This window comes from Micromonospora sp. WMMD1155 (genome assembly GCF_029581275.1).
In the GTDB taxonomy this organism is placed as follows: Bacteria; Actinomycetota; Actinomycetes; order Mycobacteriales; family Micromonosporaceae; genus Micromonospora.
In genome coordinates, this window is sequence record NZ_CP120742.1 from 2,226,133 (window position 1) to 2,250,348 (window position 24,216).

At 71.2% G+C, this 24,216-nt stretch carries 21 protein-coding genes and 1 tRNA gene; 7 read left to right on the forward strand and 15 right to left on the reverse strand.

Annotated features, from left to right (window positions below; all coding sequences use genetic code 11):
• Positions 1-460: 460 nt before the first annotated feature.
• Positions 461-1,306, reverse strand: a complete 846-nt coding sequence (locus O7617_RS09985) for an SGNH/GDSL hydrolase family protein (protein ID WP_282263032.1) — start codon at positions 1,304-1,306, stop codon at positions 461-463.
• A gap of 407 nt (positions 1,307-1,713) precedes the next feature.
• Here O7617_RS09985 and O7617_RS09990 point away from each other — a divergent pair, with 407 nt between their 5' ends.
• From O7617_RS09990 to O7617_RS10005, 4 genes are all read left to right on the forward strand, one after another.
• Entirely contained in the window at positions 1,714-2,109 is a 396-nt protein-coding gene (locus tag O7617_RS09990; RefSeq protein ID WP_282263035.1) for a helix-turn-helix transcriptional regulator, read from the forward strand.
• Positions 2,110-2,256: 147 nt separating this feature from the next.
• Positions 2,257-2,628 carry a hypothetical protein gene (locus tag O7617_RS09995; protein WP_282263037.1) on the forward strand — a complete coding sequence of 124 codons (372 nt, stop codon included), beginning with the start codon at positions 2,257-2,259 and terminating at the stop codon, positions 2,626-2,628.
• Positions 2,625-3,719, forward strand: coding sequence for a hypothetical protein (locus tag O7617_RS10000; protein ID WP_282263038.1), 1,095 nt, complete (start codon positions 2,625-2,627; stop codon positions 3,717-3,719). The genes O7617_RS09995 and O7617_RS10000 overlap by 4 nt, the downstream gene beginning before the upstream one ends.
• Before the next feature lie 2 nt (positions 3,720-3,721).
• Positions 3,722-4,009 (forward strand): hypothetical protein, encoded by a 288-nt coding sequence (locus O7617_RS10005; protein WP_282263039.1) that lies wholly within the window; start codon positions 3,722-3,724, stop codon positions 4,007-4,009.
• A 152-nt stretch (positions 4,010-4,161) separates the two neighbouring features.
• Here O7617_RS10005 and O7617_RS10010 read toward each other — a convergent pair.
• Positions 4,162-4,238: transfer RNA gene (locus O7617_RS10010), tRNA-Thr, on the reverse strand.
• A 144-nt stretch (positions 4,239-4,382) separates the two neighbouring features.
• Between O7617_RS10010 and O7617_RS10015 the strand changes: the two genes are divergently transcribed.
• Complete coding sequence (locus O7617_RS10015) at positions 4,383-6,134, forward strand: metallophosphoesterase (protein WP_282263040.1); 1,752 nt, start codon at positions 4,383-4,385, stop codon at positions 6,132-6,134.
• Positions 6,135-6,299: 165 nt separating this feature from the next.
• Here the strand turns inward: O7617_RS10015 and ricT are convergent, their stop codons facing one another.
• From ricT to tmk, 6 genes are all read right to left on the reverse strand, one after another.
• Positions 6,300-7,139, reverse strand: coding sequence for a regulatory iron-sulfur-containing complex subunit RicT (gene ricT, locus O7617_RS10020; RefSeq protein ID WP_282263042.1), 840 nt, complete (start codon positions 7,137-7,139; stop codon positions 6,300-6,302).
• Between the two features lie 308 nt (positions 7,140-7,447).
• Positions 7,448-8,128, reverse strand: a complete 681-nt coding sequence (locus O7617_RS10025; RefSeq protein WP_282263043.1) for a hypothetical protein — start codon at positions 8,126-8,128, stop codon at positions 7,448-7,450.
• Positions 8,128-8,433, reverse strand: a complete 306-nt coding sequence (locus O7617_RS10030) for a type VII secretion target (RefSeq protein WP_282263044.1) — start codon at positions 8,431-8,433, stop codon at positions 8,128-8,130. The genes O7617_RS10025 and O7617_RS10030 overlap by 1 nt, the downstream gene beginning before the upstream one ends.
• A 1-nt stretch (position 8,434) precedes the next feature.
• Positions 8,435-8,764, reverse strand: coding sequence for a YbaB/EbfC family nucleoid-associated protein (locus tag O7617_RS10035; RefSeq protein ID WP_282263046.1), 330 nt, complete (start codon positions 8,762-8,764; stop codon positions 8,435-8,437).
• 121 nt (positions 8,765-8,885) lie between these two features.
• Positions 8,886-10,154, reverse strand: coding sequence for a DNA polymerase III subunit delta' (locus tag O7617_RS10040; protein WP_282263047.1), 1,269 nt, complete (start codon positions 10,152-10,154; stop codon positions 8,886-8,888).
• Entirely contained in the window at positions 10,154-12,244 is a 2,091-nt protein-coding gene (gene tmk / locus O7617_RS10045) for a dTMP kinase (protein ID WP_282264692.1), read from the reverse strand. Before tmk ends, O7617_RS10040 begins: the two co-directional genes overlap by 1 nt.
• Before the next feature lie 317 nt (positions 12,245-12,561).
• On the opposite strand from tmk, the gene O7617_RS10050 reads away from it, so the two are divergent.
• Positions 12,562-13,770, forward strand: a complete 1,209-nt coding sequence (locus O7617_RS10050; protein ID WP_282263048.1) for an amino acid deaminase/aldolase — start codon at positions 12,562-12,564, stop codon at positions 13,768-13,770.
• A 74-nt stretch (positions 13,771-13,844) separates the two neighbouring features.
• Here the strand turns inward: O7617_RS10050 and O7617_RS10055 are convergent, their stop codons facing one another.
• A complete protein-coding gene (locus O7617_RS10055) occupies positions 13,845-14,444 on the reverse strand; it encodes a TetR/AcrR family transcriptional regulator (protein WP_282264693.1) in 600 nt (199 codons plus the stop codon).
• A 226-nt stretch (positions 14,445-14,670) separates the two neighbouring features.
• Between O7617_RS10055 and O7617_RS10060 the strand changes: the two genes are divergently transcribed.
• The gene (locus O7617_RS10060) at positions 14,671-15,987 is read left to right on the forward strand and encodes a D-arabinono-1,4-lactone oxidase (protein ID WP_282263049.1); all 1,317 of its coding nucleotides are present in this window, start codon (positions 14,671-14,673) and stop codon (positions 15,985-15,987) included.
• Between the two features lie 76 nt (positions 15,988-16,063).
• Here O7617_RS10060 and topA read toward each other — a convergent pair whose 3' ends face one another.
• The 6 genes from topA to O7617_RS10090 all read right to left on the reverse strand — a co-directional run bounded on the left by topA (position 16,064) and on the right by O7617_RS10090 (position 24,112).
• Positions 16,064-18,904 (reverse strand): type I DNA topoisomerase, encoded by a 2,841-nt coding sequence (gene topA / locus O7617_RS10065; protein WP_282263050.1) that lies wholly within the window; start codon positions 18,902-18,904, stop codon positions 16,064-16,066.
• Positions 18,905-19,285: 381 nt separating this feature from the next.
• Positions 19,286-20,008 carry a hypothetical protein gene (locus tag O7617_RS10070; RefSeq protein WP_282263051.1) on the reverse strand — a complete coding sequence of 241 codons (723 nt, stop codon included), beginning with the start codon at positions 20,006-20,008 and terminating at the stop codon, positions 19,286-19,288.
• On the reverse strand, positions 19,999-20,541 hold the full coding sequence (locus tag O7617_RS10075) for a hypothetical protein (protein WP_282263053.1): 543 nt from the start codon (positions 20,539-20,541) through the stop codon (positions 19,999-20,001). The genes O7617_RS10070 and O7617_RS10075 overlap by 10 nt, the downstream gene beginning before the upstream one ends.
• A gap of 102 nt (positions 20,542-20,643) precedes the next feature.
• On the reverse strand, positions 20,644-23,004 hold the full coding sequence (locus O7617_RS10080; RefSeq protein WP_282263054.1) for a sodium-translocating pyrophosphatase: 2,361 nt from the start codon (positions 23,002-23,004) through the stop codon (positions 20,644-20,646).
• Positions 23,005-23,321: 317 nt separating this feature from the next.
• Positions 23,322-23,759 (reverse strand): ATP-binding protein, encoded by a 438-nt coding sequence (locus tag O7617_RS10085; RefSeq protein ID WP_030334228.1) that lies wholly within the window; start codon positions 23,757-23,759, stop codon positions 23,322-23,324.
• Positions 23,756-24,112, reverse strand: coding sequence for an STAS domain-containing protein (locus O7617_RS10090; protein WP_282263055.1), 357 nt, complete (start codon positions 24,110-24,112; stop codon positions 23,756-23,758). The genes O7617_RS10085 and O7617_RS10090 overlap by 4 nt, the downstream gene beginning before the upstream one ends.
• Positions 24,113-24,216 lie beyond the last annotated feature (104 nt).

Here is a 24,216-nt window from a genome sequence, read left to right on the forward strand (position 1 = left end):
GCGTTACGAGGGGATCTGGGCCGGGTCACCTCTGATGTCGCCTGCGGCACATCCGAACGGGGCAGCAGTTGGTCAAGGCGGTCGTTGACAAGACGGCACGGTCGCGGCGGTCCGGACACCCGGCACCGTGGCGAGACCGCCACATGGGCGAGGACGGCGTGGGCGATGCCCTGCTCGAGCCACACAAAGCCTCCCCCCGGTAGGCGTCGTTCCGATCCGCATGCGGTTGTGGGCTGCCGCGCTGACCTGTCGGCGTTCGGCCGGAGGAAAGATCGGCAGATGGACATGATCTCGCACCGATCGGGCTGATGGGTGCCCGCCGTACAGGCAGACGCTTTCCTGTGCGGGTTGGTTGCGGCTGGTCCGTGGAAGACAGGGCCGGCCCCGCCCGGGACGGGCGGAGCCGGCAGGAGGAAGTCACCTGTTGACGCGTCGGATCACTCCGACGCCGGGACGCACCTCACGGATTGAGGTTCATCGTCGCGCAGGGGACCCAGTGCCCGACCGAATAACCCGGTCGGCGGCCGACCAGTCCGCACGGCAGCGGTGCCGGCGGAACACCCAGCTTGGGCGCGATGGTGTTGTACGCCAACCGACCCATCACGTCGTAACCGCCGGGTGTCGGGTGCACCCCGCACTGATCGAGGTAACCCTCCGGGATGGACTGATAGTCGATCCAGGTCGGTACGCGATCGCCGTACTCGTCGATGACCAGCATGCTGCGATAGATCGCGTCGTTGACCTTGGCCTCGCTGCCGGGAAGCCAGCTCGGGCTCGGGCCCGGCGGTGTCGTGCAGCCATTGGTGCCGTGCCCGGAGCTGTACGGCACCCAGGACGGATACATGATCACGTCCGGGTCCAGATCCAACGCCGTGTCGAAGAGTGCCCGGTAGGTGCCCTCGAAGGCGCTGATCTGCGCGGCCGTGGCGGTCGACAGGTTGTTGTTGGTCCCGCAGTTCAAGAGGATCAGGTCGGGTTGGTGGGTGGTCACCAGCCCCGCCATCCGCGATGACCAGTAGTTGCAGGTCACCCCGCCGACGGCCGCGACGACGAACTCGTGGGGCACGCAGCTCTGGTCGAGCAGGCGCCCCAGCTCGGCGCGGTAGCTTTCGCTCACCGACCCGGTCATCGTGGCGCCCGCGGTGATGGAGTCCCCGACGGTCAGGATCTTCATCGTGGGTCGCCCCGGTGTGGGGCAGGCGGCGGCGGCCTGGGCGGCGACAGGCGCCCGGTCAGGGATGGACAGGCCGATCGCCACGAGAGCGACGAGAACGGCACCCGACAGCACGGGACGCAGCTTCGTCATCAGCCCTCCACCGCCACCGAGACGGCACCTTGCTCGTCCTGGATCGCGGCGGCGCCGGTTGGTGTGGCTACACGCGAGCGCAGGGAAGCCCCGGAACGACCGTGCAGCGGATGGCGGGCCTCGCCCGGCGGGCGGGCGTGCGCAAGGAGCAGGGGAGGAAGACCATACCTGGCACTACCGTTGCCATTCATGGCACTGACGGTATCGCGCTCGGCGCCCAGTGCCAAGGATGGCAACGGTAGTTACTTTCCGCTCATGGTGACGATCCCGGCAAGTCTCGCAGCCTGGGGTCATTCCACCCGGGTCGACGGTCGATAGGCCCTCTGGGCGGGATAAAGCGAAGCCATATCTGGCACTGAGTGCGAGTCTGGCAACGGAGTACCACGAACGGCACTTACGATCAGCCGGTGCCACTCAGTGCCAGCCAAGACCCCCGAGTCATCGCGTTCGCGCGATTCATCAAACGCGCTCTCGACGAGGCCGTCCGAGAGCGCGCCATGTCCATCGAGGACGTCGAGCAACGCACCGGCATAGGTCGCTCCACGATCTACCGGTGGCGCCGCGCCGAGATAGCCAATCCGCAGCGCACCCAGGTCCAACAGTTCTGCGACGGTCTCGACATCCCGCGTGCGGTCGCCGCACAGATTCTGGGCTGGGACGGCGCGCCACCCTCACCCGACCCGGACCCGAACACGGACCCCGATCTGAGGGCGGTCGCGCGCATCCTGATGGACCCCGGCGTCGCCGAGGAGGAGAAGACGATCATTCGCGCGACCCTGCAACACCTGGCCCGCCGGAGGTAGCCCCGCCAGACCGACGGAAGGCCCCAGGTCGCGTCACGTGGCGGCCTGAGCCGGCCGCCCGCCCCGGTCCTCTCTCGCCGTCATTGTCGATCAGCTGAGACTACGGAGGGCATCGATATCGTGACCGTCATTGGTATCTTCGCCGACATGAGTCGCAGGGTGCGCAGTGGCGGTCGGTTGAAGCGGCGGCCGGTGTCCGAGGCGGAACGCGCGAAGGCGGTGGAGGGGTACGGCGAAGCGGTCGGTCGCCTGCAACATTCGGCCTTCCGAAACCTGCGTACCTCGATCGCGAACGTCGCGATCTTCTTCGGAGTGGTGTCGGGCTGGATGATCGTGACCGGCGACGCCGAACCTGCTGCGTTCGTGCCCATGTCGGTGTCCATCCTCGGCGGCGTACTCGGGGCGGCCACCTACGTCGTGAAGCGGCAGCCTCTCGCTCGGCATCTACTCGTCGGCGCAGTCGTGCTTGCTCTGGCGGGCTTGGCCGGCACCGTCATCGCGTCCCAGGTGTCGCCGTGACGCTCGTCGTGGAGCCCACCGCCCTGGCCGACTTCGTGCGGCAGGTCAGCCGGGCGGCCGGAGACGTCGGTGAGATTCGTGGGTACTTCCGCCGGTACGCCGAGGCCGGCACCGGCGGCGAGGTCTACAACGTCGCCAAGGCGGGCCACGAACACGCCGTGAACGTCATCGATGCCGCGCTCAAACGCCTGGCCGGTCAACTGGAAGCCTCGGCCCCGGAACTGTTCGCCGCTGCCCACTACTACCGCACCACCGACCTGAACGCTGCCACATCCCTCGACCGCGCTCTCCCCGCTGCGCCTGACCGGTGTATCACCCGACTGGAACTGGAGATCGCCGAGAATCCCTGCACCCCAGCGGACTTCGTCGACGCCCGCGACACCACCTGGCACCTGAAGCCGCCCGGCGAGCCGGGCAACCCAGCGAACGCGCTGGCGTTCATGGACTTCCTGAGCCCTTCGGCGTGGGCCAACACGGCCTTCGACACGGTGTTCGGCTTCGACCCGATCGGCGAGATCCAGAACCGTGTCTTCGGCGACTGGGAAGCCCTCGCGGTCATGGCACCCGTCGTCGGCAACATGGCCCGCGCGCTACACGACATGGCATACAACCTTCAGTCCGGGGCCACCACCCTCCACGGCCAGTGGCAGGGCACGGCGGGTGAATCCGCGTTCCGCTACTTCACCACCACCGCCAACAGCGTCTCCGACCTGCGCGGCCCCCTGGACGCCATCGGCAACGGATACACAGAGATGGCAGACGCCGTGTGGGCCACCGGGGAAGCCCTGGGCGGCACCGTCAAAGCCCTACTGGATGCCGCCATCATCGCCGGCATCAGCATCGCTGCCGGAACCGCCACCTCCTACACCGGCGCGGGTGCCCTCGCCGGTTACGGGCTGGCCGCCCTGGAGGTGGCCAACATGCTCCGACTCTGGGGCACCGCCACCAATCTGTGCCAGAACCTCTCCGCGGTCGTCAACACCTTCCGGGCCATGCTCGTCCGCGAACTCAGCAACCTCGACTCCGTCGCACTACCGTCGCTACCGAACGGCCCGCGCTACGACCACCCTCTCGTCGGCCTGCCCGGCTAGCCATGAGCGACCTGGACGACATCGCCGCCGGCGACCCCCGGCGGAGCCGGGCCCTCCGCGACGCCCTGACCCGCCTTGCCGACGGGCCCAACGAACTACTGCGGGAGATGGCCACAGCCGTCCTCAACGCGGAGATCAGCCTTCGTGACGCCGTCGCGACCGATACCTATGCCGCTGAACTGACCAGGCCGTTCCAGGAATTCTGGGTGCGATACGAACAGCTGACACCCGAGGAACGCGAACAACTGGCAGCCCATGGCTCGGCCGATCTCGGCAAGGCGCGTCAGTAGCGGCCGGACCTACGCGACGTGCCACCCCCGTCGACGCACGGCTGGACAAGGCGCTGTGGGTTTGGCGAGTAGGTTGGCCGCTCGCCCTGGCGAAGGCAGTCGAAAGGCCCAGGTCATGATCGGCGATCTCGCCGATGACCTGGGCCTTTCCGTGGAGCCGCCTGACGGAATCGAACCGTCGACCTACGCATTACGAGTGCGTCGCTCTAGCCGACTGAGCTAAGGCGGCAACGATCAGCAAGTGTACGGCACCCCGACGCCGCCAACCGAACGGGATACCCCCATCTCGTCCGCGCGTACCAACCGGACATCAACCGCCATCTGGACGCTTACCGGACAGCAGATGATCGCGACCGGGACTACGCTGCGGCGGGTGAGCGACGAACGCGACCACCCCGGCCCCCCGAACGACGCCACCGAACGCCCTGATCCGGTTCCGGCCGAACGCGCCGCCCACCGGCCGAGCAGCACCGACCCGCTTGAGCTGGGCTTCACGCCCCGCAAGCCGGTGCCGTGGCTGGCGCCGTTCCTGCTGATCAGCACCGGCATCCGTACGTTGTTGGCGGTGCTCTTCGGGGCGTACCTGGACAAGCGCGAGTTGCAGAACGCGTTCGACGACGGCGTCTTCCGCCAGGTCGGGCCGGACGGCGGGCTGTGGCTGGACTACGTGGCGGACCTGGGCGACGGCTTCAACGCCACCTACTCGGTGGCGTACCTGCTGGCGCAGCCGGAGCTGACGGTGGACGGGCACCGCCTGCCCCGGGCGCAGACCCTGGTGATGGGCGGCGACCAGGTGTACCCGTCGGCGGCCTACGCCTCGTACGAGGACCGCTGCAAGGGCCCCTACCAGGCCGCACTGCCCGTGCCGCCACCCGACAAGCCCACGCTCTTCGCGGTGCCGGGCAACCACGACTGGTACGACGGCCTGACCGCGTTCCTGCGGTTGTTCGTCCGCTCCCGGGACCGGAACTTCGCCGGGTGGGGCACCGGCCAGTCCCGGTCGTACTTCGCCGTGGAACTGCCGGCGGGCTGGTGGCTTCTCGGTGTGGACGACCAGTCCGGCTCGTACCTGGACGACCCGCAGTTGGCCTACTTCGACGAGGTGGCCCGGCGGCTCGGCCCGGAGTCCAAGGTGATCATCGCAGCGCCGGCGCCGACCTGGGTCAAGGCCGCCGACAACCCGACGGCGTACGACTCGATCGACTACTTCATCCGGACGATCATCGATCCGACCGGCGCACGGGTGCGGCTGCTGATCTCCGGCGACCTGCATCACTACGCCCGCTACTCCGGGCCGGACCGGCAGCTGATCACGTGCGGCGGAGGCGGCGCGTACCTCTACCCGACCCACAAACTGCCGGAGCGCATCGAGGTGCCGCCGCGGGACACCCTGGCTCGCCGGGCCAGCTCGACCCAGCCGTACGACCTGGTGGCCCGCTATCCGGACGCGACCCGCTCGCGTCGCTACGGCTGGGGGATCTTCCCGAGGCTGCCGTTCCGCAATCCGGGCTTCACCACGCTGCTGGGCATTCTGCACACCCTGCTGATGCTGGCCATGGCGGGCGCGACGGCGAACTGGGCGGACAGCACCGATCAGCGGCTGTTCACCGTCCCCCTGGTGTTGATGGTGCTCGTGACGATGCTGGCGGCGATCCTCTTCGCCAAGCCGCCGAGCGCGAGCGGCAAGCGCCACGTACGGCACGGGATCCTCGGCGTCAGCCACGGCGTGGCTCAGGTGGCCCTCGCGGCGGCCGGCACGTGGGCGTGGCTGGCCCTGCCGTTCTACGACTGGCCGTGGCCGCTGCCGGCGGTGGCCGCGGCGGTGCTCTACGGCCCGGTGATCGGTCTGGTGGCCAGTCAGTTGGTGGCCGCATACCTGCTGGTGGCGGCTTCGTTCGGGGTGAACGCCAACGAACTCTTCGCCGGCCAGGGCATCGAGGACTCGAAGGTGTTCCTGCGGATGCGCATCGACCCGGACGGCACACTGACGCTCTTCCCGATCGCCGTCGACCGGGTCTCCCGGGACTGGCAGGTGAACCCGGACCAGTCCCCCACCGCAAGCTGGCTGACCCCGAAGACCAACCTGACCCCCCGCCTGGCCGAACCACCCACAGTCCTGCCCTGACCCCACCCCACCCGACCCGACCCGACCCGACCCGACCCGCAGAGCGAAGTTGATCAAGAGGTTTGCGTCAAAAATCGAGCCGAACATGACGCAAACCTCTTGATCACCGCGGGGGCGCCGCAGGGGGCGCCGCAGGGGGCGCGGGGTGGGGGTCGGGGGTCGGGGTTAGGCGGTGTAGTGCTGGTCGTGGGCTTGGCGGGGGGCGCAGACGGAGGCGCGGGAGCAGGAGCAGCGGGAGCCGTCGGCGTCCAGTCGGACCGTCACCGCGTCGCGGGGGACGCTGTGGCCGACCACCCGGCCGTCCCCCTCGGGCGTGGAGACCCGGCTGCCGACCGCCGGGGCGGTCTCCTGGAAGCGCTGGTACAGCGGATGCTCGTACTTCAGGCAGCACATCAGCCGGCCGCACGCCCCGGAGATGCGCAGCGGGTTCAGCGGCAGGTCCTGGTCCTTCGCCATCCGGATGGTCACCGGCTCGAAGTCGGTCAGGAAGGTGGCGCAGCACAGGTCGCGACCGCAGGAGCCGATGCCGCCCTGCACCCGCGCCGAGTCACGGGCGGAGAGCTGACGCAGCTCGACCCGGCAGTGCAGGGTGGCGCCCAGGTCGCGGACCAGGGAGCGGAAGTCCACCCGGTGCGGGGCGGTGAAGTACACCGTGCTGCGTTCACCGCCGCCCTCGGCGGAGCCGAGCACATGGTCGACGGCCACCACCTTCATCGGCAGGCCGTGCGAGCGGATCAGCCGTTTCGCGGCCACCTTCGCCTCGGCCTTGCGGCGACGCAGCGCCTCGTCCCGCCGCAGGTCGTCCTCGGCGGCCAGCCCCACCAGCCGGGGGAAACCGTCGGTCTCCTCGGTCACCCACTGCGCGGCCCACACGCACTCGGCCACCTCGGGCCCGTCGTCGGTGGGCACCAGCACCTTGTCGCCGACCTGCGGGCGCAACTCGCCGGGGTCGAGGTAGTAGAGGCGCCCGTACCGGTTGAAGCTGACCGCGCAGAGCATGCCCATCCCCCCACCCTACGACGCCCCCGCGTCGGACAGCACCTCAGCCGACGACGCCCCGCTTGCATTCATGACCGTCGACTCGTCCTATTGCCCGACGGCCCGTCGTGCCGTTGCCCCTCGCCCGGACGGTTGAATCCGGGCCCCGGCAGCAGACAAGACCGCCTCGACAGCGTTGAGTGGAGGCATACCTGCGGGGGGTGCAGGGGAAGACCACGGCGTCGCCCGGGAAGCCGACTCAGGTCGGGATGCCCGCGAGCGACGCCGTGGTCTGTTCGGGACCGGTGCGGCGACGGCCGGGGCAGCGGGCCCGGCTACCAGCCGACCCGGGTGGGCTGGTCGTAGCGGGGCCGCCCCTCCGTCGGCGGCCGCCACGACACCTCCGCGAGGCTCGGCGCCCACTGCCGCAGCAGCGTCTCCGCACCGTCGTACGCGACGCAGAGCACCGCCAGCACCCGGGCGGCGATCTCGGCGGCGTCGGCCACGCCGGGCCCGATCGGCCCGGGCCGCGTCGACACACCCGTGGCGGTCGCGGCGACGACGGCCACCGTTTCGGCCGAGCGCAGCACGTCGGCGAGGGTGCGGGCGAGGGCGAGTCGGCTGCCCTCCACCCAGTCGGCGAGCGCGTCGGCGTAGCCGGCTGTGGATTCGAGCCGCCCGACCAGGCTGTCGGGGCCCTCGTCGAGGTGGTGCAGCAGTGCCGCCCGCTGCTGTCCGTACGCCGTGGCGGCCGGACCGGACCAGAGCACCTGGTCGGTGAGCGCAGCGGAGACGTCGTCGTACCCCCGGACGAGCCGGCGCACCGCGTGCCCGGCACCGGCGAGCGGCGCGGGGTGGAGGTCGAGGAAGCCGCGCACCGCCTCGCCCGGCAGCACCTGCATGCGGCGCAGCAGCGGCCAGACCCGGTGGCCCTCCGGGACGCCCGCGGCGATCAGTGCGTCGACGCGGCGCAGCAGGTCGAGGCCGGGCTCGGCGAGCCGGTCCAGTGCGTCCATCACGGTTCCCCGGCGAGCCGGCGGCGGGCCGCCCGGTCGACCTCGGCGTAGCGGTCGGCGGCCTCCCGCACGGCGGCGGCGGCGGTGGCCAGCCGACCGGCGGCGGCGCGGGCCTCGCGGGCCCGGTCGTCGGTGGCCGTGGTCCACTGCCGGTGCAACGCGCGACCGATCTCGCCGGGCCGACCGGGGGTGTCGGCGCCGAACGCGGCCTGGGCCGGATCGGTGGCGGTGACGGTGTGCGAGACGGCGGTGAGCGTGGCGCTCGCCTCGTCGAGCCGGGCGGAGAGCGCGCGCAGTGTGTCCATCTCAGGCTCCCGCGAGCGGTCGGTAGGCGGCGAACGTCTCGTTGTGCAGCTTCTCCCGGGCCCATTCGGCGGCATCGGCCGCCGCGGTGACCGCGGCCTGCACGGAGCCGGCCACATCCCGTGGGCTGCGAGTGTGCAGCGGCCCGAGGAACCGGACGTCGGTGATCCGCCCACCGGCGGTGACCACCACCTCGACCAGACCGTCCGGCGACCGGACGGTCACCTCGACGGTCGACACCGCCTGGTCGAACTCGACCTGCAGCGACTCGATGCGGCGGTAGCGCCGCACCGCCTCCTCGATCCAGGCTTCGTCGATCTCCCCCCGCGGCATCGGCCGACTCCTCCCGGGTGATCCCTCACTCAGCGTGCCGTCACCGTCACCACGGCACAGGGACCGTACCGCACAGCAATCGGGCCTGTCGATGCCTGTGGACAACGGTGGAAGCCGCGGGTCAGCCCTTCCAGAGGGCGAGCATCATCGCCTCGACCGCGATCCGCGGCTTCACGTTCGCCTCGATCGCCGACCGGCAGGCGAGCACTGCCTCCAGCCGGCGCAGCGCCCCCTCGGCGTCCCACTTCTGCGCGCCGGCACCGGCCAGCGCGGCCGTGTCGGTGTGCACCGGGGCGACGGGCGCGCGCAGCGCCATGGTGAGCGCGTCCCGGTAGAAACCCGCCAGGTCGACGAGCGCCCGGTCCAGCGCGTCCCGCTGGGCCCGGGTGGCCCGCGACTTCTGCCGCTTCTCCAACTCCTTGAGCTGACCGGCGGCACCCCGGATCGCGCCGGCCGCGCCCCGGCCGGTGCCACCCGCGCCGAGCGCGGTCTCCAGCGCCGCCCGCTCGGCCGCGTCGGCCTCGGTGACCGACGCCTCGGCCTCCGCCTCGGCCGCCTCGATCAGCGCGGACGCCGCGTCGAACGCCGCACCGACGCCGGTCAACCGGCGCGGCACCGCGAGCACCGCCTCACGTCGCTTGCGCGCCTCCGGGTCGCGGGCCAGGCGGCGGGCCCGACCCACGTGCCCCTGCGCGGCCGCCGCCGCCCACTGCGCCACGTCGGGCGCGATGCCGTCACGACGGACCAGCACCTCGGCCACCGCGGTGGCCGGCGGCTGCCGCAGGGGTACGACGCGACAGCGCGACCGGATGGTCACCGAGACGTCGTCCGGGTGGGTGGACGGGGCGCAGAGCAGGAAGACCGTACGCGGCGGAGGTTCCTCGATCGCCTTGAGCAACGCGTTGCCGGCGGCCTCGGTGAGCCGGTCGGCGTCCTCGATGACCACCACCTGCCAGCGCCCGCCGGAGGGGGTGGTGGCCGCGCGCAGCACCAGCGCGCGCATCTCGTTGACCCCGATGGAGAGCCCTTCCGGCACCACCAGCCGGACGTCGGCGTGGGTGCCGCCCATCGTGGTGCGGCAGCCGGGGCACTCACCGCACCCGGTGCCGTGCACGCACTGGAGCGCGGCGGCGAACGCCCGGGCGGCCACCGAGCGGCCCGAGCCGGGAGGGCCGGTGAAGATCCAGGCGTGCGTCATCCCGGCAGCCGGGTCCACCCCGCCGGGCCTGGTCTCGTCGGCGAGCGCGGAGTCCCCGTCGCCGACGGCGATCAGCGCGGGCGCCCGGTCGGCCGCGCCCGCGCGCAGCACGGCAGCCGCGGCGGCGGCGGCCCGACGCAGCTCGGCCACCGCCTCGTCCTGACCGACCAGGTCGGCGAAGACGTCCGGCATCAGGTCTTGTGCTCCATCGTCACCAGCTCCGCGTCGGATAACTCGGGCTGCACCGAGGTGTCCGGACCCTGCGCCGGACGGGGGTGCACGATGCCGCCCGGGCTGCCGAGCATCTCCTCGACCCGGCGGACCACCTGCCCGGTGATCTCGTCGGCCGGTCGGGACGCGTCGAGCACCAGGTAACGCTTCGGATCGGCGGCGGCGAGGTCGAGGAAGGCGTACCGGACCCGCTCGTGGAAGGCGACCGACTCGGCCTCCAGCCGGTCGGTGCCGGCGCTGCGCGAGACCACCCGGGACAGGCCGGTCTGCGGCTCGACGTCCAGCAGCACCACCAGGTCGGGCTTGAGCCCGCCGGTGGCCCAGGAGGAGAGCCAGGAGACCTCGTCGACGGGCAGGGTCCGGCCCGCACCCTGGTACGCCAGGGACGAGTCGACGTACCGGTCGCTGATCACCACACCACCCCGGACCAGCGCGGGCCGGACGACGGTGGCCACGTGGTGCGCGCGGTCGGCGGCGTAGAGCAGGGCCTCGGCCCGTGGTGAGGGCGCCTCGTCGCCGGAGGTGTCCAGCACCAGTGACCGGATCCGTTGGCCGACGGCTGTCGCCCCCGGTTCCCGGGTGACCACCACGTCACGCCCCTGGCCGCGCAGCCGCTCGGCGAGCGCGGCGAGTTGGGTGGACTTGCCGGCGCCCTCGCCGCCCTCGAACACCACGAACAGCCCGGTGGAGACGAACGGCTCGGAGGGCATCAACGGGCGGCCCCGGATCGAGCCCCAGAGGTCGGCGAGGACGGGGACGCCCTTCTTGTCGTCCATCTGGCCGAACGCGCTGATCCCGGCGAAGATGCCGGCCGCGCCGGCGGCGAGCAGCAGCAGTCGGGTCGAGGAGATGGACACGCCCAGGTCGGCGATCTCCAACTTGCGGGAGCCACCGACACCGGCGAGCAGACTGCTCAGCGCGATGGCCAGGATCAGCACCAGCCGGGTGCCGATCTGCACCACGGCGAAGACCCGGCCGCGCACCTCGTCCTTGATTTCGCCACCGAGCAGGGTGGTGCCGGCCAGGAAGGCCATGCCGGCACCGGCACCGACCAGCACCGCGCCGACGATCGCCATGGACAGGTGGATGGCGAAGGCGAGGGTCATCACGGCGGCGCTGGCCAGCACGATGCTCATGCCGAACCAGCGACGCCGGGACATCTCCTTGACGATCATCGGACCGAGCCCGATGCCCAACGCGAGGCCGACGAAGATGGCACCGAAGAGCAGGGAGAACGCGGCGTCGCCGGCACCGAGTGAGCTGGCGAAGAACTTCGCGGTGCCGATGACGATGCCGCCGCCGGCGAACGCGCCCAGGATGCCGAGGACCAGGCCACGCACCAGCGGGGTCTGGCCGATGAACTGCCAGCCCTCCTTGAACTGGCGCAGCATGCCCTGCTCCTGGCGGTCGGCCTCGGCGGTCTGCCCCTGGCTGATCTCCTTGATGCCGAACGCGACGACCAGGGCGGTGGCCAGTCGGGAGAGGGCGTTGAACCAGAGCGCCAGCTGGGCCGGTTCGGCCCAGTCCGGGAAGTTGCCGCCGGTCACGCCCCGGACGCTGCGGTCCAGGCCGGCGCTGACGGCGGCGGCGAGCACCGGGGTCAGGCCGTAGGTGGTGATGAGCGTGAGCTGGTTGGCCGCCTCCAGCCGGGCGCGCGGGATCAGGTTGGGGACCGCGGCCTCCTTGGCCGGGATCCAGATCAGCGTGATCGACTCGATGAGGAAGGTGGCGACGGTTGCCCACAGGACCACCACGGCGCCGCTGGCGCCGACGAGCGCGACCATCGGGATCGAGGCGAAGAGCACGAACCGGAGCAGGTCGCAGATGACCATCGTCCAGCGTCGGTCGAAGCGGTCGGCGAGCACGCCGGCGATCGGCCCGAGCACCAGCGCGGGTAGCAGACGGATCGCGATGACGCCACCGAAGACCGCGCCCTGGGCGGTGCTGCCCTCGACCTGGGAGGAGGCGAAGACCGAGGTGGCCAGCAGGCCGAGCCAGTCACCGAAGGAGGCCGCGCCGAGCACGATCCAGAGGCGGCGGAACGGCTGGATGCGCAGAACCGACCGGATGGCGGCATAGCCGGACGGATCGACCTGACCGCCGCTGGGCTGATTGGCGGCGGTGCCGGACCGGCCGCCGGAGCGCGACACGCCGGGCGACTCGCCGCTGTTCTGGCTTTCGATGGCCGTACCTCCACGTGCCGGCCCATCGCTGGGCGCCTCCGGTGCAACACTCTAGACCCGGTGGGGGGCCACCCCACCGGCGACATTCTCCTGCTCGCTGAGCCTAGGCCGCCGGAGCCACCGACCGCAGCCCGGACGTACGCGAGGGTATTTCGCATTTACCGTCGGACAGTTAGCGTGCACACGTGGCCATCGAAAGCGACAAACTTCGCGAGCGCCTGGATCGGGCGACCGCCCACCTCGACCCGCCCTATGCCGTGGTCGACCTCACCGCCTTCGACGCCAACTCGGCCGCCCTGGCCGAGCGCGCCGCCGGCAAACCGGTCCGCCTGGCCAGCAAGTCGGTACGCAGCCGAGAGTTGATCAGTCGAGCCCTCACCCGGCCCGGCTGGCAGGGGATCATGGCGTTCACCGTGCCCGAGGCCATCTGGCTGGTCCGTGCCGGTGTGAGCACCGACGTCCTGGTCGCGTACCCGAGCGCGGACCGGGCGGCGCTCGCCGAACTGGCCGCCGACCCGACCCTGGCCGCCGCGATCACCCTGATGATCGACGGCACCGGGCAACTCGACCTGATCGACGCCGTCCGGGCTCCCGGGCAGCGCGCCGAACTGCGCCTCTGCCTCGACCTGGACGCCTCCTGGCGGCCGATGCGGGGGCGGGTGCACGTCGGTGTCCGCCGCTCACCGGTGCACAGCGCACGGGCGGCCGGCGCGCTCGCCGCCACCGTCGCCGGCCGGGCCGGCTTCCGGCTGGTCGGGCTCATGTCGTACGAGGCGCAGATCGCCGGCCTGGGCGACGCGCCGCCGGGGCAGACGCTGCTGGCCGGCGCGATCAGGCTGGCCCAGCGCGGGTCGTACCGCGAGTTGCTGGCCCGCCGGGGTGCGGCGGTGGCCGCGGTACGCGAGCACGCCGACCTGGAGTTCGTCAACGGAGGCGGCACCGGCAGCGTGGCGGCGACCAGCGCCGATCCCGCGGTGACCGAGGTCACCGCGGGATCGGGACTGTACGGGCCGACGCTGTTCGACGCGTACCGCGCCTGGCGGCCCACTCCGGCGGCCTTCTTCGCCTGCGCGGTGGTCCGCCGGCCGACGCCGGAGCTGGCGACGGTGCTCGGTGGTGGCTGGATCGCCTCCGGCCCGGCCGCCGACAGCCGGCTACCTCGGCCGTGGCTGCCGGCCGGGCTCAAGCTGGTCGGCACCGAGGGCGCGGGCGAGGTGCAGACCCCGCTGTCCGGCGCGGCCGCGGCCACCCTGCGTGTCGGCGACCGGGTGTGGTTCCGGCACGCCAAGGCCGGTGAGCTGTGCGAGCGGGTCAACGATCTGCACCTGATCGAGGGGAACGCCGTCGTGGCGACGGTGCCCACCTACCGGGGGGAGGGGCAGGCGTTCCTCTGATCCGCCGCCCGCCCCGAGCGACCCGTCGCCCGCCCCGAGCGACCCGTCGCCCGCCCCGGCCCAGCGAGCCCGGGTCAGGCGGGCTGGGCCTGCTGACCGGCGGCGGCGGGCAGACCGCTGTCCGAGCCGTCGACCTGCCGATGCAGGTACTCCCGGATCAGCGCCTTGGCTTCGAGCAGCACCCGCTCGTCGCCGTCGGAATTGCGCCGGAACGCGAGCTTGATCAGCGCATCCGCCGCCTCGACCGCGATCTCCAGGACGAAGCGCAGCTTCGGCACGTCGGTGAGCCCGAAACGCTCGGTGAGCACCCGGGCCAACTGGTCGGCGATCACGCCGTTGTTGTCCCGCTGCTCGTCGAGCAGGTGCAGGTCGACCACGTCGCCGAAGTGCAGGGTGCGGAAGCCGGGGACGGTGCGGTGCATGGTGATGTACTCGTCGATCCCCGCGTCGACGCCGTCCCACCAGTGCGTCATCTCGTCGGAGGCGAACCGGTCGTCGAGGCGCTGGAGGTAGGACTCCATCGTGCGCAGGGTCAGCGCCTGCACGATCGCCCGCTTGTCCGGGAAGAACTGGTACACCGACCCGATCGCCACCTCGGCCCGCTCGGCGAGCAGGGTCGTGGTCAGACCCTCGTACCCCACCTCGTCGACGAGTTCGGCGCAGGCATCCAACATGCGCTGTACCCGCGCGACACTTCGACCCTGCACCGGTACGCGGCGCAGCGGACCGGTCGTGGCGGCTGGTGTGGACACTCTGCGCCACCCCCCTTCGACGGATGAACATATCTCCACGTCACGAGTCCGTGACTACCGGTACAACGAGCGGATCGCAATTGCGGTATTTACCAGGTACAACGTTCCTGATATGAAGTCAGTTCATATTCATGAATGAGGAGTGCGCATGGTCGGCACCGCACCGCTCACCGCCACCTGGTCCAACTGGGCCGGCAACCAGCGTGGCAGCGCCACCGCGATCCTGCGCCCCGGCTCGCCGACCGACGTCGCAGAAGCCGTGACCGACACCGCCGCCGCCGGTGGTCGGATCCGCGTCACGGGCAGCGGCCACTCGTTCACCGCCGTCGCACTCGCCGACGACCGCCGGATGGATCTGTCCGAGCTGCACACCCCGGTCAGCGTCGACGTCGCACGCCGACTGGTCACCGTACCGGCGGGAATGACCCTGCACACGCTCAACAGCCTGCTCGCCCGGCACCACCTCGCGCTGCCCAACCTCGGGGACATCGACGCGCAGACGGTCGCCGGGGCGATCTCCACGGGCACCCACGGCACCGGCGCCGGCTACGGGTGCCTGTCCACCTTCGTCGAGGCGGTCACAGTGGTCACCGGCACCGGCGAGGTGCTGCGCTGCTCCGCCGACGAGAACCCCGACGTCCTGGCCGCCGCCCGGGTCTCGCTCGGCGCGCTCGGCGTCCTGGTCGAGGTGACACTGCGCTGCGTGGACTCCTTCGTCCTGCACGCCCACGAACGCCCGGCCGAGCTGGCCGACGTGCTCGGCGAACTGCCCGCGCTGATCGGCCGGCACGACCACGTCGAGTTCTACTGGTTCCCGTACACGTCCCGGGTCCAGGTCAAGGCCAACGACCGGGTGCCGGCCGACGACCGGCCACTGTCCCGCTGGCGCGGCTGGCTGGACGACGACTTCCTGTCCAACCGGGTCTTCGCCGGGGCCTGCCGACTCGGCCGGGCCGTGCCCGCCCTCGCGCCGGGAATCAGCGCGGTCTCCGCCCGCGCCCTCACCGAACGCCGGTACACCGGCCGTTCCGACCGGGTGTTCTGCACCCCACGCCGGGTCCGCTTCATGGAGATGGAGTACGGGCTGCCCCGCGAGGCGCTGCCCGAGGCGCTCGCCGCCCTCCGGCGGATCGTGGACGGACTGCCCTTCAAGGTGCTCTTCCCGGTCGAGGTGCGATTCACCGCCGCCGACGACATCTGGCTCTCCCACGGCTACGGGCGGGACAACGCCTACATCGCCGTGCACCAGTACGTCGGCATGCCCTACGAGCCGTACTTCCGGGCCTTCGAACAGGTGGCCACCGGGCTGGGCGGCCGCCCGCACTGGGGCAAGATGCACTACCGCGACGCCGCCTCGCTCGCCGACGCGTACCCCCGCTTCGCCGACTTCCAGGCCGTCCGCGACCGCCTGGACCCGAACCGCGTCTTCACCAACCCCCACCTGACCCACGTCCTCGGCGCGTAACGGACTTGGCCAAGGGACCTTGGAAGGATCCTGCCCCTGGAGGGGCCATTTCCTTCCAAGATCTCGCAGATCCGGTTTACTCCGGGCTGGTGGCTGCCTTGCGTGGGGCGGCCTTCTTCGCCGGGGCCTTCTTCGCCGTCGTCGCCTTGGCCGTCGTGGTCTTCTTCGCGGCCGTGGACTTGCTGGCGGCCGCCGTCTTCTTCGCCGCCGTGGTCTTCTTCGCCGGGGCCTTCTTCGCCGCCTTCTTCCGAGGCGCCGGACCCTTGGCCCGCTTGTCGGCGAGCATCTCGGAGGCTTCCTCGATGGTCAGCGCCTCCGGGGTCTGCCCACGTCGCAGCGACGCGTTGACCTCCCCGTCGGTGACGTACGGACCGAAGCGACCGTCCTTGATCACCAGCGGCTTCTCGGTCAACGGGTCGACGCCCATCTCGCGCAGCGGCGGTGCGGCGGCCCGCCGTCCACGGGTCTTCGGAGCGGCCAGCAGGGCCAGCGCCTCGTCCAGACCGACGGTGAACATCTGGTCCTCGGACTCCAGCGAACGGAACTCCTCGCCCCGCTTGACGTACGGGCCGTAGCGGCCGTTGTTGGCGAAGACCTCGACGCCGTCCGGCGCGACACCGATCAGCCGAGGAAGGCTGAGCAGCTTGAGCGCCTCATCCAGCGACAGCGATTCCGGTGTCTGCGTACGCAGCAGTGACGACTTCCGCTCGCCGCTGGACACGTACGGGCCGAACCGGCCGGACTTGAGCACGATCGGCTCGCCGGTGGCGGGGTCGTCGCCGAGCTTGCGCTCGCCGCTGCCGCCGAGGAACAGCTCGTGCACCTTCTCCGGGGTCAGCTCGTCCGGGGCCAGGCCCTCGGGGATCGGCGCCCGGTCCCCCTGGGCACCGGCCTCCTCGCCCTCGGCCGAAGCCGCAGCCGGCGCCGCCGGAGCCTCACCGGGCACCGCCCGCTGGAGGTACGGCCCGTAGCGGCCGACCCGGACGACGACCTCACGGCCCTCGTCGTCGGTGAAGAGCGGGATCGAGTTGACGCTGCGGGCGTCGATGTCGCTGAGGTTCTCGGTGACCAGCTTCTTCAGCCCACCGGAACGGGCGATGTCCTGGTCACCGGCACCGTTGGCGCTGCCGAAGTAGAACGCGGTGAGGAAGTCGACGGCGGCGTGGTCACCGCCGGCGATCTCGTCCAGCTCGTTCTCCATCGAGGCGGTGAAGTCGTAGTCGATGAGTCGGGGGTAGTGCCGCTCCATCAACCCGATCACGGCGAAGGCCAGGAAGGTCGGGATCATTGCCTGGCCGCGCTTGGTGACGTACCCCCGGTCCTGGATCGTCTGCATGATCGACGCGTAGGTGGACGGGCGGCCGATGCCCAGCTCCTCCAGGGCCTTGACCAGCGACGCCTCCGTGTAACGCGACGGCGGCTGGGTGTGGTGGCCCTGCGCGGCCAGCTCGTCGGCGGTCAGCGGCTGGTCCTTGACCAGGGTGGGCAGGCGACGCTCGGCGTCCTCGGCCTCGGCGTTCTCGTCGTCGCTGGACTCGACGTACGCGCGCAGGAAACCCGGGTCGGTGATCGTCTTACCGGTCGCCCCGAAGTCGGCCTCCTCCTGCGAGGTGGAGACCGCCCGGATGCGCACCGAGACACTGGACCCGACGGCGTCGGTCATCTGCGAGGCGATGGTCCGCCGCCAGATCAGCTCGTAGAGCTTGAACTCCTCGGCCGACAACTCCTTGGCGACCTCGCCCGGAGTGCGGAAGTTGTCCCCCGCCGGGCGGATCGCCTCGTGCGCCTCCTGCGCGTTCTTCACCTTGCCGGTGTAGCGGCGCGGCTCCGGTGGCACGCTGCGCTCGCCGTACAACTCGACGATCTGTCGGCGGGCCGCGGCGATGGCGGTCTCCGACAGGTTCACCGAGTCGGTACGCATATAGGTGATGTAGCCGTTCTCGTACAGCCGCTGGGCGAGGCGCATCGTCTGCTGCGACGACAGGCGCAGCTTGCGGGCCGCCTCCTGCTGGAGGGTGGAGGTGATGAACGGCGCGTACGGGCGACGACGGTAGGGCTTCTCCTCGACCCGGGTGACGGTGAACGGCCGCCCGTCGAGCCGGGCGGCGAGCCCCCGCGCGCCACTCTCGTCGAGGTGCACGACCCCGGCACCGGCCCGGACCCGGCCCGTGGTGGGCTCGAAGTCCTTACCGGTGGCGATCCGGTCGCCGTTCAAGGCGATCAGGGTGGCGTTGAAGGAGCGCGGACCACCCTCGCCGGCGTTCGCCACGGCGAGGGTGGCCAGGATGTCCCAGTACTCGGCGGTGCGGAACGCCATCCGCTGGCGCTCCCGCTCGACCACGATCCGGGTCGCCACGGACTGCACCCGGCCGGCCGAGAGCCTCGGCATGACCTTCTTCCACAGCACCGGGGAGACCTCGTAGCCGTAGAGCCGGTCGAGGATCCGCCGGGCCTCCTGCGCGTCGACCAGGTCGCGGTCGATCTCGCGGGGGTTGGCGACCGCCGCCTGGATCGCCGGCTTGGTGATCTCGTGGAAGACCATCCGCTTGACCGGGACCTTGGGCTTGAGAGTCTCGACCAGGTGCCAGGCGATCGCCTCGCCCTCGCGGTCCTCATCCGTCGCCAGGAAGATCTCGTCGACCTCCTTGGCCAGCTTCACCAGCTTGGTGATCTGCTGCTTGCGGTCGGCGGAGACGACGTAGAGCGCGTGGAAGCCGTTGTCCACGTCGACCCCGAGCCGGGCCCAGGGCTCACCCTTGTACTTGGCCGGCACGTCGGCGGCGTTGCGCGGCAGGTCGCGGACGTGACCGAAGCTGGCCTCCACGACGTACCCCGGGCCGAGGTAGCCCGAGATCGTCTTGGCCTTCGCCGGTGACTCGACGATGACCAGACGGGTGGTTCCAGCGTTGCTAGGCACGTCTCTCCCCGACCTCACTCCTGCTCGTGGCCTGCCGGCGCCCGGGCAGCGACCGCTTTCGACCCCGCCGTCGCGCCGACGGTCCGGATGTCCAACGTAACGCGCCGCCCGCGTTTCGGGTTTCGGGGGCGGTGAACCGCTTCGGCACTGCCGGACGGCGCCACCGTACACCGTGGGTAGGGCTCTGAGAGGGTCACCGTGACGATCCCGGCCCCACAGCCAAGGTCCAACCCGCCCCTTTCCCGCCCGGATCCCCCCGCCGGATGTCCAACACCAGACACCCCCGAGCCCGTCGATCATGGACGTGTGGTGGGCGTTTCGACCCCGGAAGGGGGAAAGGTCCCCACCAGAACTTCATGATCGACGCGCTGGGGAGGTGGCTTACGGGCGCATGGGCCAGGCGTCGGGGGGTGCGGTGGGCGGTGGGGTGCCGACCAACTCGGCCAGCCGCGCCAACGGACGGCGGCCGGTGATCCGGTACGCCGGGCCGCCCTCGTCCGGGCCGAGCAGCGCCCCCGCCAGCCCCGCTGCGTCGAGCGCGACCCCGACCGGCCCCCAACACTCCGGCCCGTCGGCGCCCAACCGCAGCAGGAAACCGTCGGGAGGCTCCGGCGTACCGGCGGCGGCCAGCCACAACCGCAGCCTCCGGCCGGTCAGGTGGAAGGTGGCCGGCGGGCGCTTCGTCGCGCCGTGCAGCCAGGCGACCGCGAGCGGCTTCAAGACCCGGGTGTACGACGTACGGACGGCGTGCCGCTCGCCCTCGGTCGGCTCCCAGCTCGCCGCCAGACCCCGCGCCGCCAACTCGGCGACGAGCACGTGCACCCGCCAGGCGGCGTCCACCCGCACCGAGAGGCGGGCGGTGCCACCCATCCGGACCACCTCGCCCGGCCCGGCCAGCAACCCGGCCAGATCGGCGACGGTCGGTTCGGCCGCCTCCGCGCCGAAGAAGACGAGTTGCCGACCCGCGTCGCCACCCTGCGGGGCACTGCTGCGGGGCGGGTTGCCGCGCCGCCTCCCGGGTGCGGGGGCGTCCGCCTCGGGCGCGGGGAACAGCGCCGGGGGCGGTTCCGCCTTCGGAGTGTCACCGAGCCCGCTCAGCGACACTCCGGCACCTCGTCGAAGGCTTGTTTCAACTCCTCGGAGTTGAGCTTGCTGGTGTCCAGCGCGCTGGCGTCGTACTCCTTGTTGAGGGTCTCCACCGCGGCCCGCACGCCGTCGTAGAAGGCTGTCGGCTCGCCGGTGCCCAACCCGTCGATGGTGTCCCGGGCCCGACCGTAGGCGTCCCGCATCTTCCCCAGTGAGCTGCGGAATCCGGCGGAGATGGCCTCGCCGTTGTCGGTCTCCGGCACGCCGGCCTGCTCCACCTTGCGGCGTGCGGCCTCGCTGGCCTGCTCCGCCCCACCGAAGAGCCGCACCAGGTTCTCCTTGGCCTGCGCCGGTGTGGTCTGCGCGGTCATCTGCTCGTCGGTGCTGCTGGTCAACTTGCTGATCTCGGAGCGCCACGGGGTGAGCGCCCCGCAGACCGAGGCCGCCCAGGCACGCGGGCTGGGGCCTCCGCCACAGCCGGCGAGCACGACGACGATCGTGGCCAGGACCACCGTGAACCTTCCGGCGGCAGACGCCCGGCACGTACGCATGCGTTGCAGCGTACGGCCTCCGGCACGGTGTGGCACCGGGCCGGACGGCCGGGGTCCCCGGTCGACGCGTACGTCGACCGGGGACCCCGTGCCCGTGCCGGGTCAGGCGTTGACCGTCTCCGGGCGGTGGTCGGTGCTGCCCGCGCCGGTGTTGCCGTCGGCGTCGGAGTCGGACATCGCGATGCCCTTGCGCTTGCTGAACACCACCGACGCCACGATGATCAGCGTCGCGACCAGCGCGATGCCGATCCGCAGGCCGACGTTGCGGTCGTCGCCGACGCTCCAGGCCACCACGGCGGGTGCGATCAGCAGCGAGACCAGGTTCATCACCTTGATCAGCGGGTTGATCGCCGGGCCGGCGGTGTCCTTGAACGGGTCACCGACGGTGTCGCCGATGACCGTGGCGGCGTGCGACTCGGAACCCTTGCCGCCGTACGCGCCGTCCTCGACCAGCTTCTTGGCGTTGTCCCAGGCCCCACCGGAGTTGGACAGGAACACCGCCATCAGGGTGCCGGCACCGATCGCACCGGCCAGGTACGCCGCGAGCGCGCCCGGGCCGAGGCCGAAGCCGACCGCGATCGGCGCCAGGATGGCGAGCAGGCCGGGGGTCATCAGCTCGCGCTGCGCGTCCCGGGTGCAGATGTCGACGACCTTGCCGTACTCCGGGCGCTGGGTGCGGTCCATGATGCCGGGCAGCTCACGGAACTGCCGGCGGACCTCCATCACCACGGCACCGGCCGAGCGGGACACCGCGTTGATGGCCAGACCGGAGAAGAGGAAGACCACCGCCGCACCGATGATCAGGCCGACCAGGTTGCGCGGGTTCGCCACGTTCAACGCGTTGAGGATCTCGTTGCCGACGTCGTTCACCCCGGCGGTCGCGTACGCGCTGCTGAGCGTGTCGGTGTACGAGCCGAACAGCGCGGTCGCGGCGAGCACCGCCGTGGCGATCGCGATGCCCTTGGTGATCGCCTTGGTGGTGTTGCCCACCGCGTCCAGCTCGGTGAGCGTGCGCGCGCCGTGCTCGTCGATGTCGCCGGACATCTCGGCGACGCCCTGGGCGTTGTCGGAGATCGGCCCGAAGGTGTCCATCGCCACGATCACGCCGACCGTGGTGAGCAGGCCGGTGCCCGCCAGCGCCACCGCGAACAGCGACAGCGTGATGGAGCTGCCGCCGAGCAGGAACGCGCCGAAGACGCCGGCGCCGATCAGCACCGCCGAGTAGACCGCCGACTCCAGACCGACGCTGATGCCGGCGAGGATGACGGTGGCGGCACCGGTCTGCGAGCTCTTGCCGATGTCCTGCACCGGTCGCTTGTTGGTCTCGGTGAAGTAGCCGGTCAGCGCCTGGATCGCGGCGGCCAGCACGATACCGATCACCACCGCGCCGATGGCCACCAGTCGCGGGTTGCCCGGAGCGTCGGTCAGCCCGCTGTCGAACTCGCCGAAGGTCGCCGGGAGGTACGCGTAGGCGGCGATCGCCACCAGCACCGCGGAGAGCAGCGCGGACAGGTAGAACGCCCGGTTGATCGCGGTCAGGCCGTTGCGGTCGGAGGCGCGCAGCCGGGTGATGAAGACGCCGACGATCGCGATCAGCACGCCGATGGTGGAGATGATCAGCGGGAAGACCAGGCCCTCCTCACCGAACGCGGCGCGGCCGAGGATCAGCGCGGCGACGAGCGTCACCGCGTACGACTCGAACAGGTCGGCGGCCATGCCGGCGCAGTCACCGACGTTGTCGCCGACGTTGTCGGCGATGGTGGCGGCGTTGCGCGGGTCGTCCTCGGGGATGCCCTGCTCGACCTTTCCGACCAGGTCGGCGCCGACGTCGGCGGCCTTGGTGAAGATACCGCCGCCGACCCGCATGAACATCGCGAGCAGCGCGGCACCGAAGCCGAAGCCCTCCAGCACGGTGGGCGCGTCACCCCGGTAGACGAGGACGACGAGCGCGGCGCCGAAGAGGCCGAGGCCGACGGTGAGGAAGCCGACGACACCACCGGTCCGGAACGCGATCCTCATGGCGGCCTCGCGGCCACCTTCGCGCTCCCTCGCGGCGGCGGCCACCCGCAGGTTGGCGCGGGTGGCCAACCACATTCCGGCACCGCCGATGAACGCACTGAACAGCGCTCCCACCACGAAGAACGCCGAACGGCCGATCTTCACCGCCAGCTCGCTGCCGTCGGTGTCGTGCACCGGCAGCAGGAAGAGCAGCACCACCGCGACGACCACGAAGATCGCCAGGGTGCGGAACTGGCGGAGCAGGTAGGCCGAGGCGCCCTCCTGGACCGCCCCCGAGATCTCCTGCATGGTGGCGGTGCCCTTGCCGGCGGCCAGCACCGTCTTTGTGAGGGCGGCCGCGAAGGCGAGCGCCACCAGCGCGATCGCCGCGGCGATGACGACGTAGGTGACATTGCTTCCGGTAAGGGAAAGCCCGCCGCCGTCGGCGGCAAAGGTCTCGGACATCTGTGTCCTCCTGTTACCGAACACTCGCGTCGGTGAGTGGAGACGCACTGACCGACGCCTGGATGCGGACTCGCAAGCGTGCGCCAACCCACCCCGGCGGACCAGCGATGAACACCCATACCCGCTGGCTGCGGGATGGATCACTTGCTGACAACCCGGGTACTGTAGCCCTCCGCAGTGTCGGAGGTCACATGCAGGTCCCACCGTGTCGCGATGATCTTCGTCGCTGTGTTATGAAACGAAATCTGATATAGGGCCCGATCCATGCAAGAAGGCCGCACCCCCGACAGGGGATGCGGCCCGGAAACCGGAACGGGTCAGCGGCCGACCGGCCACACCATCCGCACCTCGGTGCCGATGCCCTCGTCGACCGGGCGCACCTGGAGGTCCTCGACGAACCCGGCGAGCAGCGCGAAGCCGACGCCGGTGGTCAGCGCCTCGTCGGTGAGCGACTCGTTGGCCAACTCGTCCGGCGGCAACGCGGTCAGACCGATGCCCGCCTCGATCGGCGCCCGGTCCACCACCCGCACCGCGTACGAGCCACCGTCGGACATCTCCACCAGCACCGGGTCGGCCAGGCCGTACTGCCGGTGCAGGGCCACCGCCCGGGTGCACGCCTCACCGATGGCCAGGCGCACCTCGTCCAGCAGGTCCTCCCGGACGCCGGCACGCCGGGCCACGGCGACGCCGACCAGCCGGGCGGTGCGCACGTGCACCGGGGCGGGCGAGAACGAGAGCTTGACCGTCGCCATCACGCGCCGGCGCCCGCCGGGTCGGCGCCGATCGCCGCGTCGACCGTCGGGTGCAGCGGGAACACCTGGTCCAGTGCGGTGATCCGGAAGATCTTGAGCAACGGCTCCTTGTCGCAGACCAGGGCGAACGAGCCGCCGGCCGAACGGAGCCGCTTGAGCGCGCCGACCAGCACGCCCAACCCGGTGGAGTCGAGGAAGTCCACCCGGCCGAGATCGACCACCACGTGACGGGCGCCACCGTCGATCAGCTCGAGGAGTCGTTCGCGGAGTCGGGGCGCGGTGTAGACGTCCACCTCACCACCGACCTCGAGCACCGTGTGCTCACCCACGGTGCGCGTCGCCAGCGACAGCTCCATCGGTCCTCCTCGCCAGAGCCGTAAACTCTCGTGGGCATCTAACCACTACCGCCGGTACGGCCTGCGAACGCCAGCGGAGGCTTCCCCTTACCCCGGTGTCCGAC

Excerpts from the sequence above, each read along its gene's own strand:
- O7617_RS09985 (WP_282263032.1), bottom strand. The coding sequence starts at position 1,306 with ATGACGAAGCTGCGTCCCGTGCTGTCGGGTGCCGTTCTCGTCGCTCTC.
- O7617_RS09995 (WP_282263037.1), top strand. The coding sequence starts at position 2,257 with ATGAGTCGCAGGGTGCGCAGTGGCGGTCGGTTGAAGCGGCGGCCGGTG.
- O7617_RS10005 (WP_282263039.1), top strand. The coding sequence starts at position 3,722 with ATGAGCGACCTGGACGACATCGCCGCCGGCGACCCCCGGCGGAGCCGG.
- ricT (WP_282263042.1), bottom strand. The coding sequence starts at position 7,139 with ATGGGCATGCTCTGCGCGGTCAGCTTCAACCGGTACGGGCGCCTCTAC.
- O7617_RS10025 (WP_282263043.1), bottom strand. The coding sequence starts at position 8,128 with ATGGACGCACTGGACCGGCTCGCCGAGCCCGGCCTCGACCTGCTGCGC.
- O7617_RS10030 (WP_282263044.1), bottom strand. The coding sequence starts at position 8,433 with ATGGACACACTGCGCGCGCTCTCCGCCCGGCTCGACGAGGCGAGCGCC.
- O7617_RS10035 (WP_282263046.1), bottom strand. The coding sequence starts at position 8,764 with ATGCCGCGGGGGGAGATCGACGAAGCCTGGATCGAGGAGGCGGTGCGG.
- O7617_RS10040 (WP_282263047.1), bottom strand. The coding sequence starts at position 10,154 with ATGCCGGACGTCTTCGCCGACCTGGTCGGTCAGGACGAGGCGGTGGCC.
- O7617_RS10055 (WP_282264693.1), bottom strand. The coding sequence starts at position 14,444 with ATGTTGGATGCCTGCGCCGAACTCGTCGACGAGGTGGGGTACGAGGGT.
- O7617_RS10060 (WP_282263049.1), top strand. The coding sequence starts at position 14,671 with ATGGTCGGCACCGCACCGCTCACCGCCACCTGGTCCAACTGGGCCGGC.
- O7617_RS10075 (WP_282263053.1), bottom strand. The coding sequence starts at position 20,541 with ATGCGTACGTGCCGGGCGTCTGCCGCCGGAAGGTTCACGGTGGTCCTG.
- O7617_RS10080 (WP_282263054.1), bottom strand. The coding sequence starts at position 23,004 with ATGTCCGAGACCTTTGCCGCCGACGGCGGCGGGCTTTCCCTTACCGGA.
- O7617_RS10090 (WP_282263055.1), bottom strand. The coding sequence starts at position 24,112 with ATGGAGCTGTCGCTGGCGACGCGCACCGTGGGTGAGCACACGGTGCTC.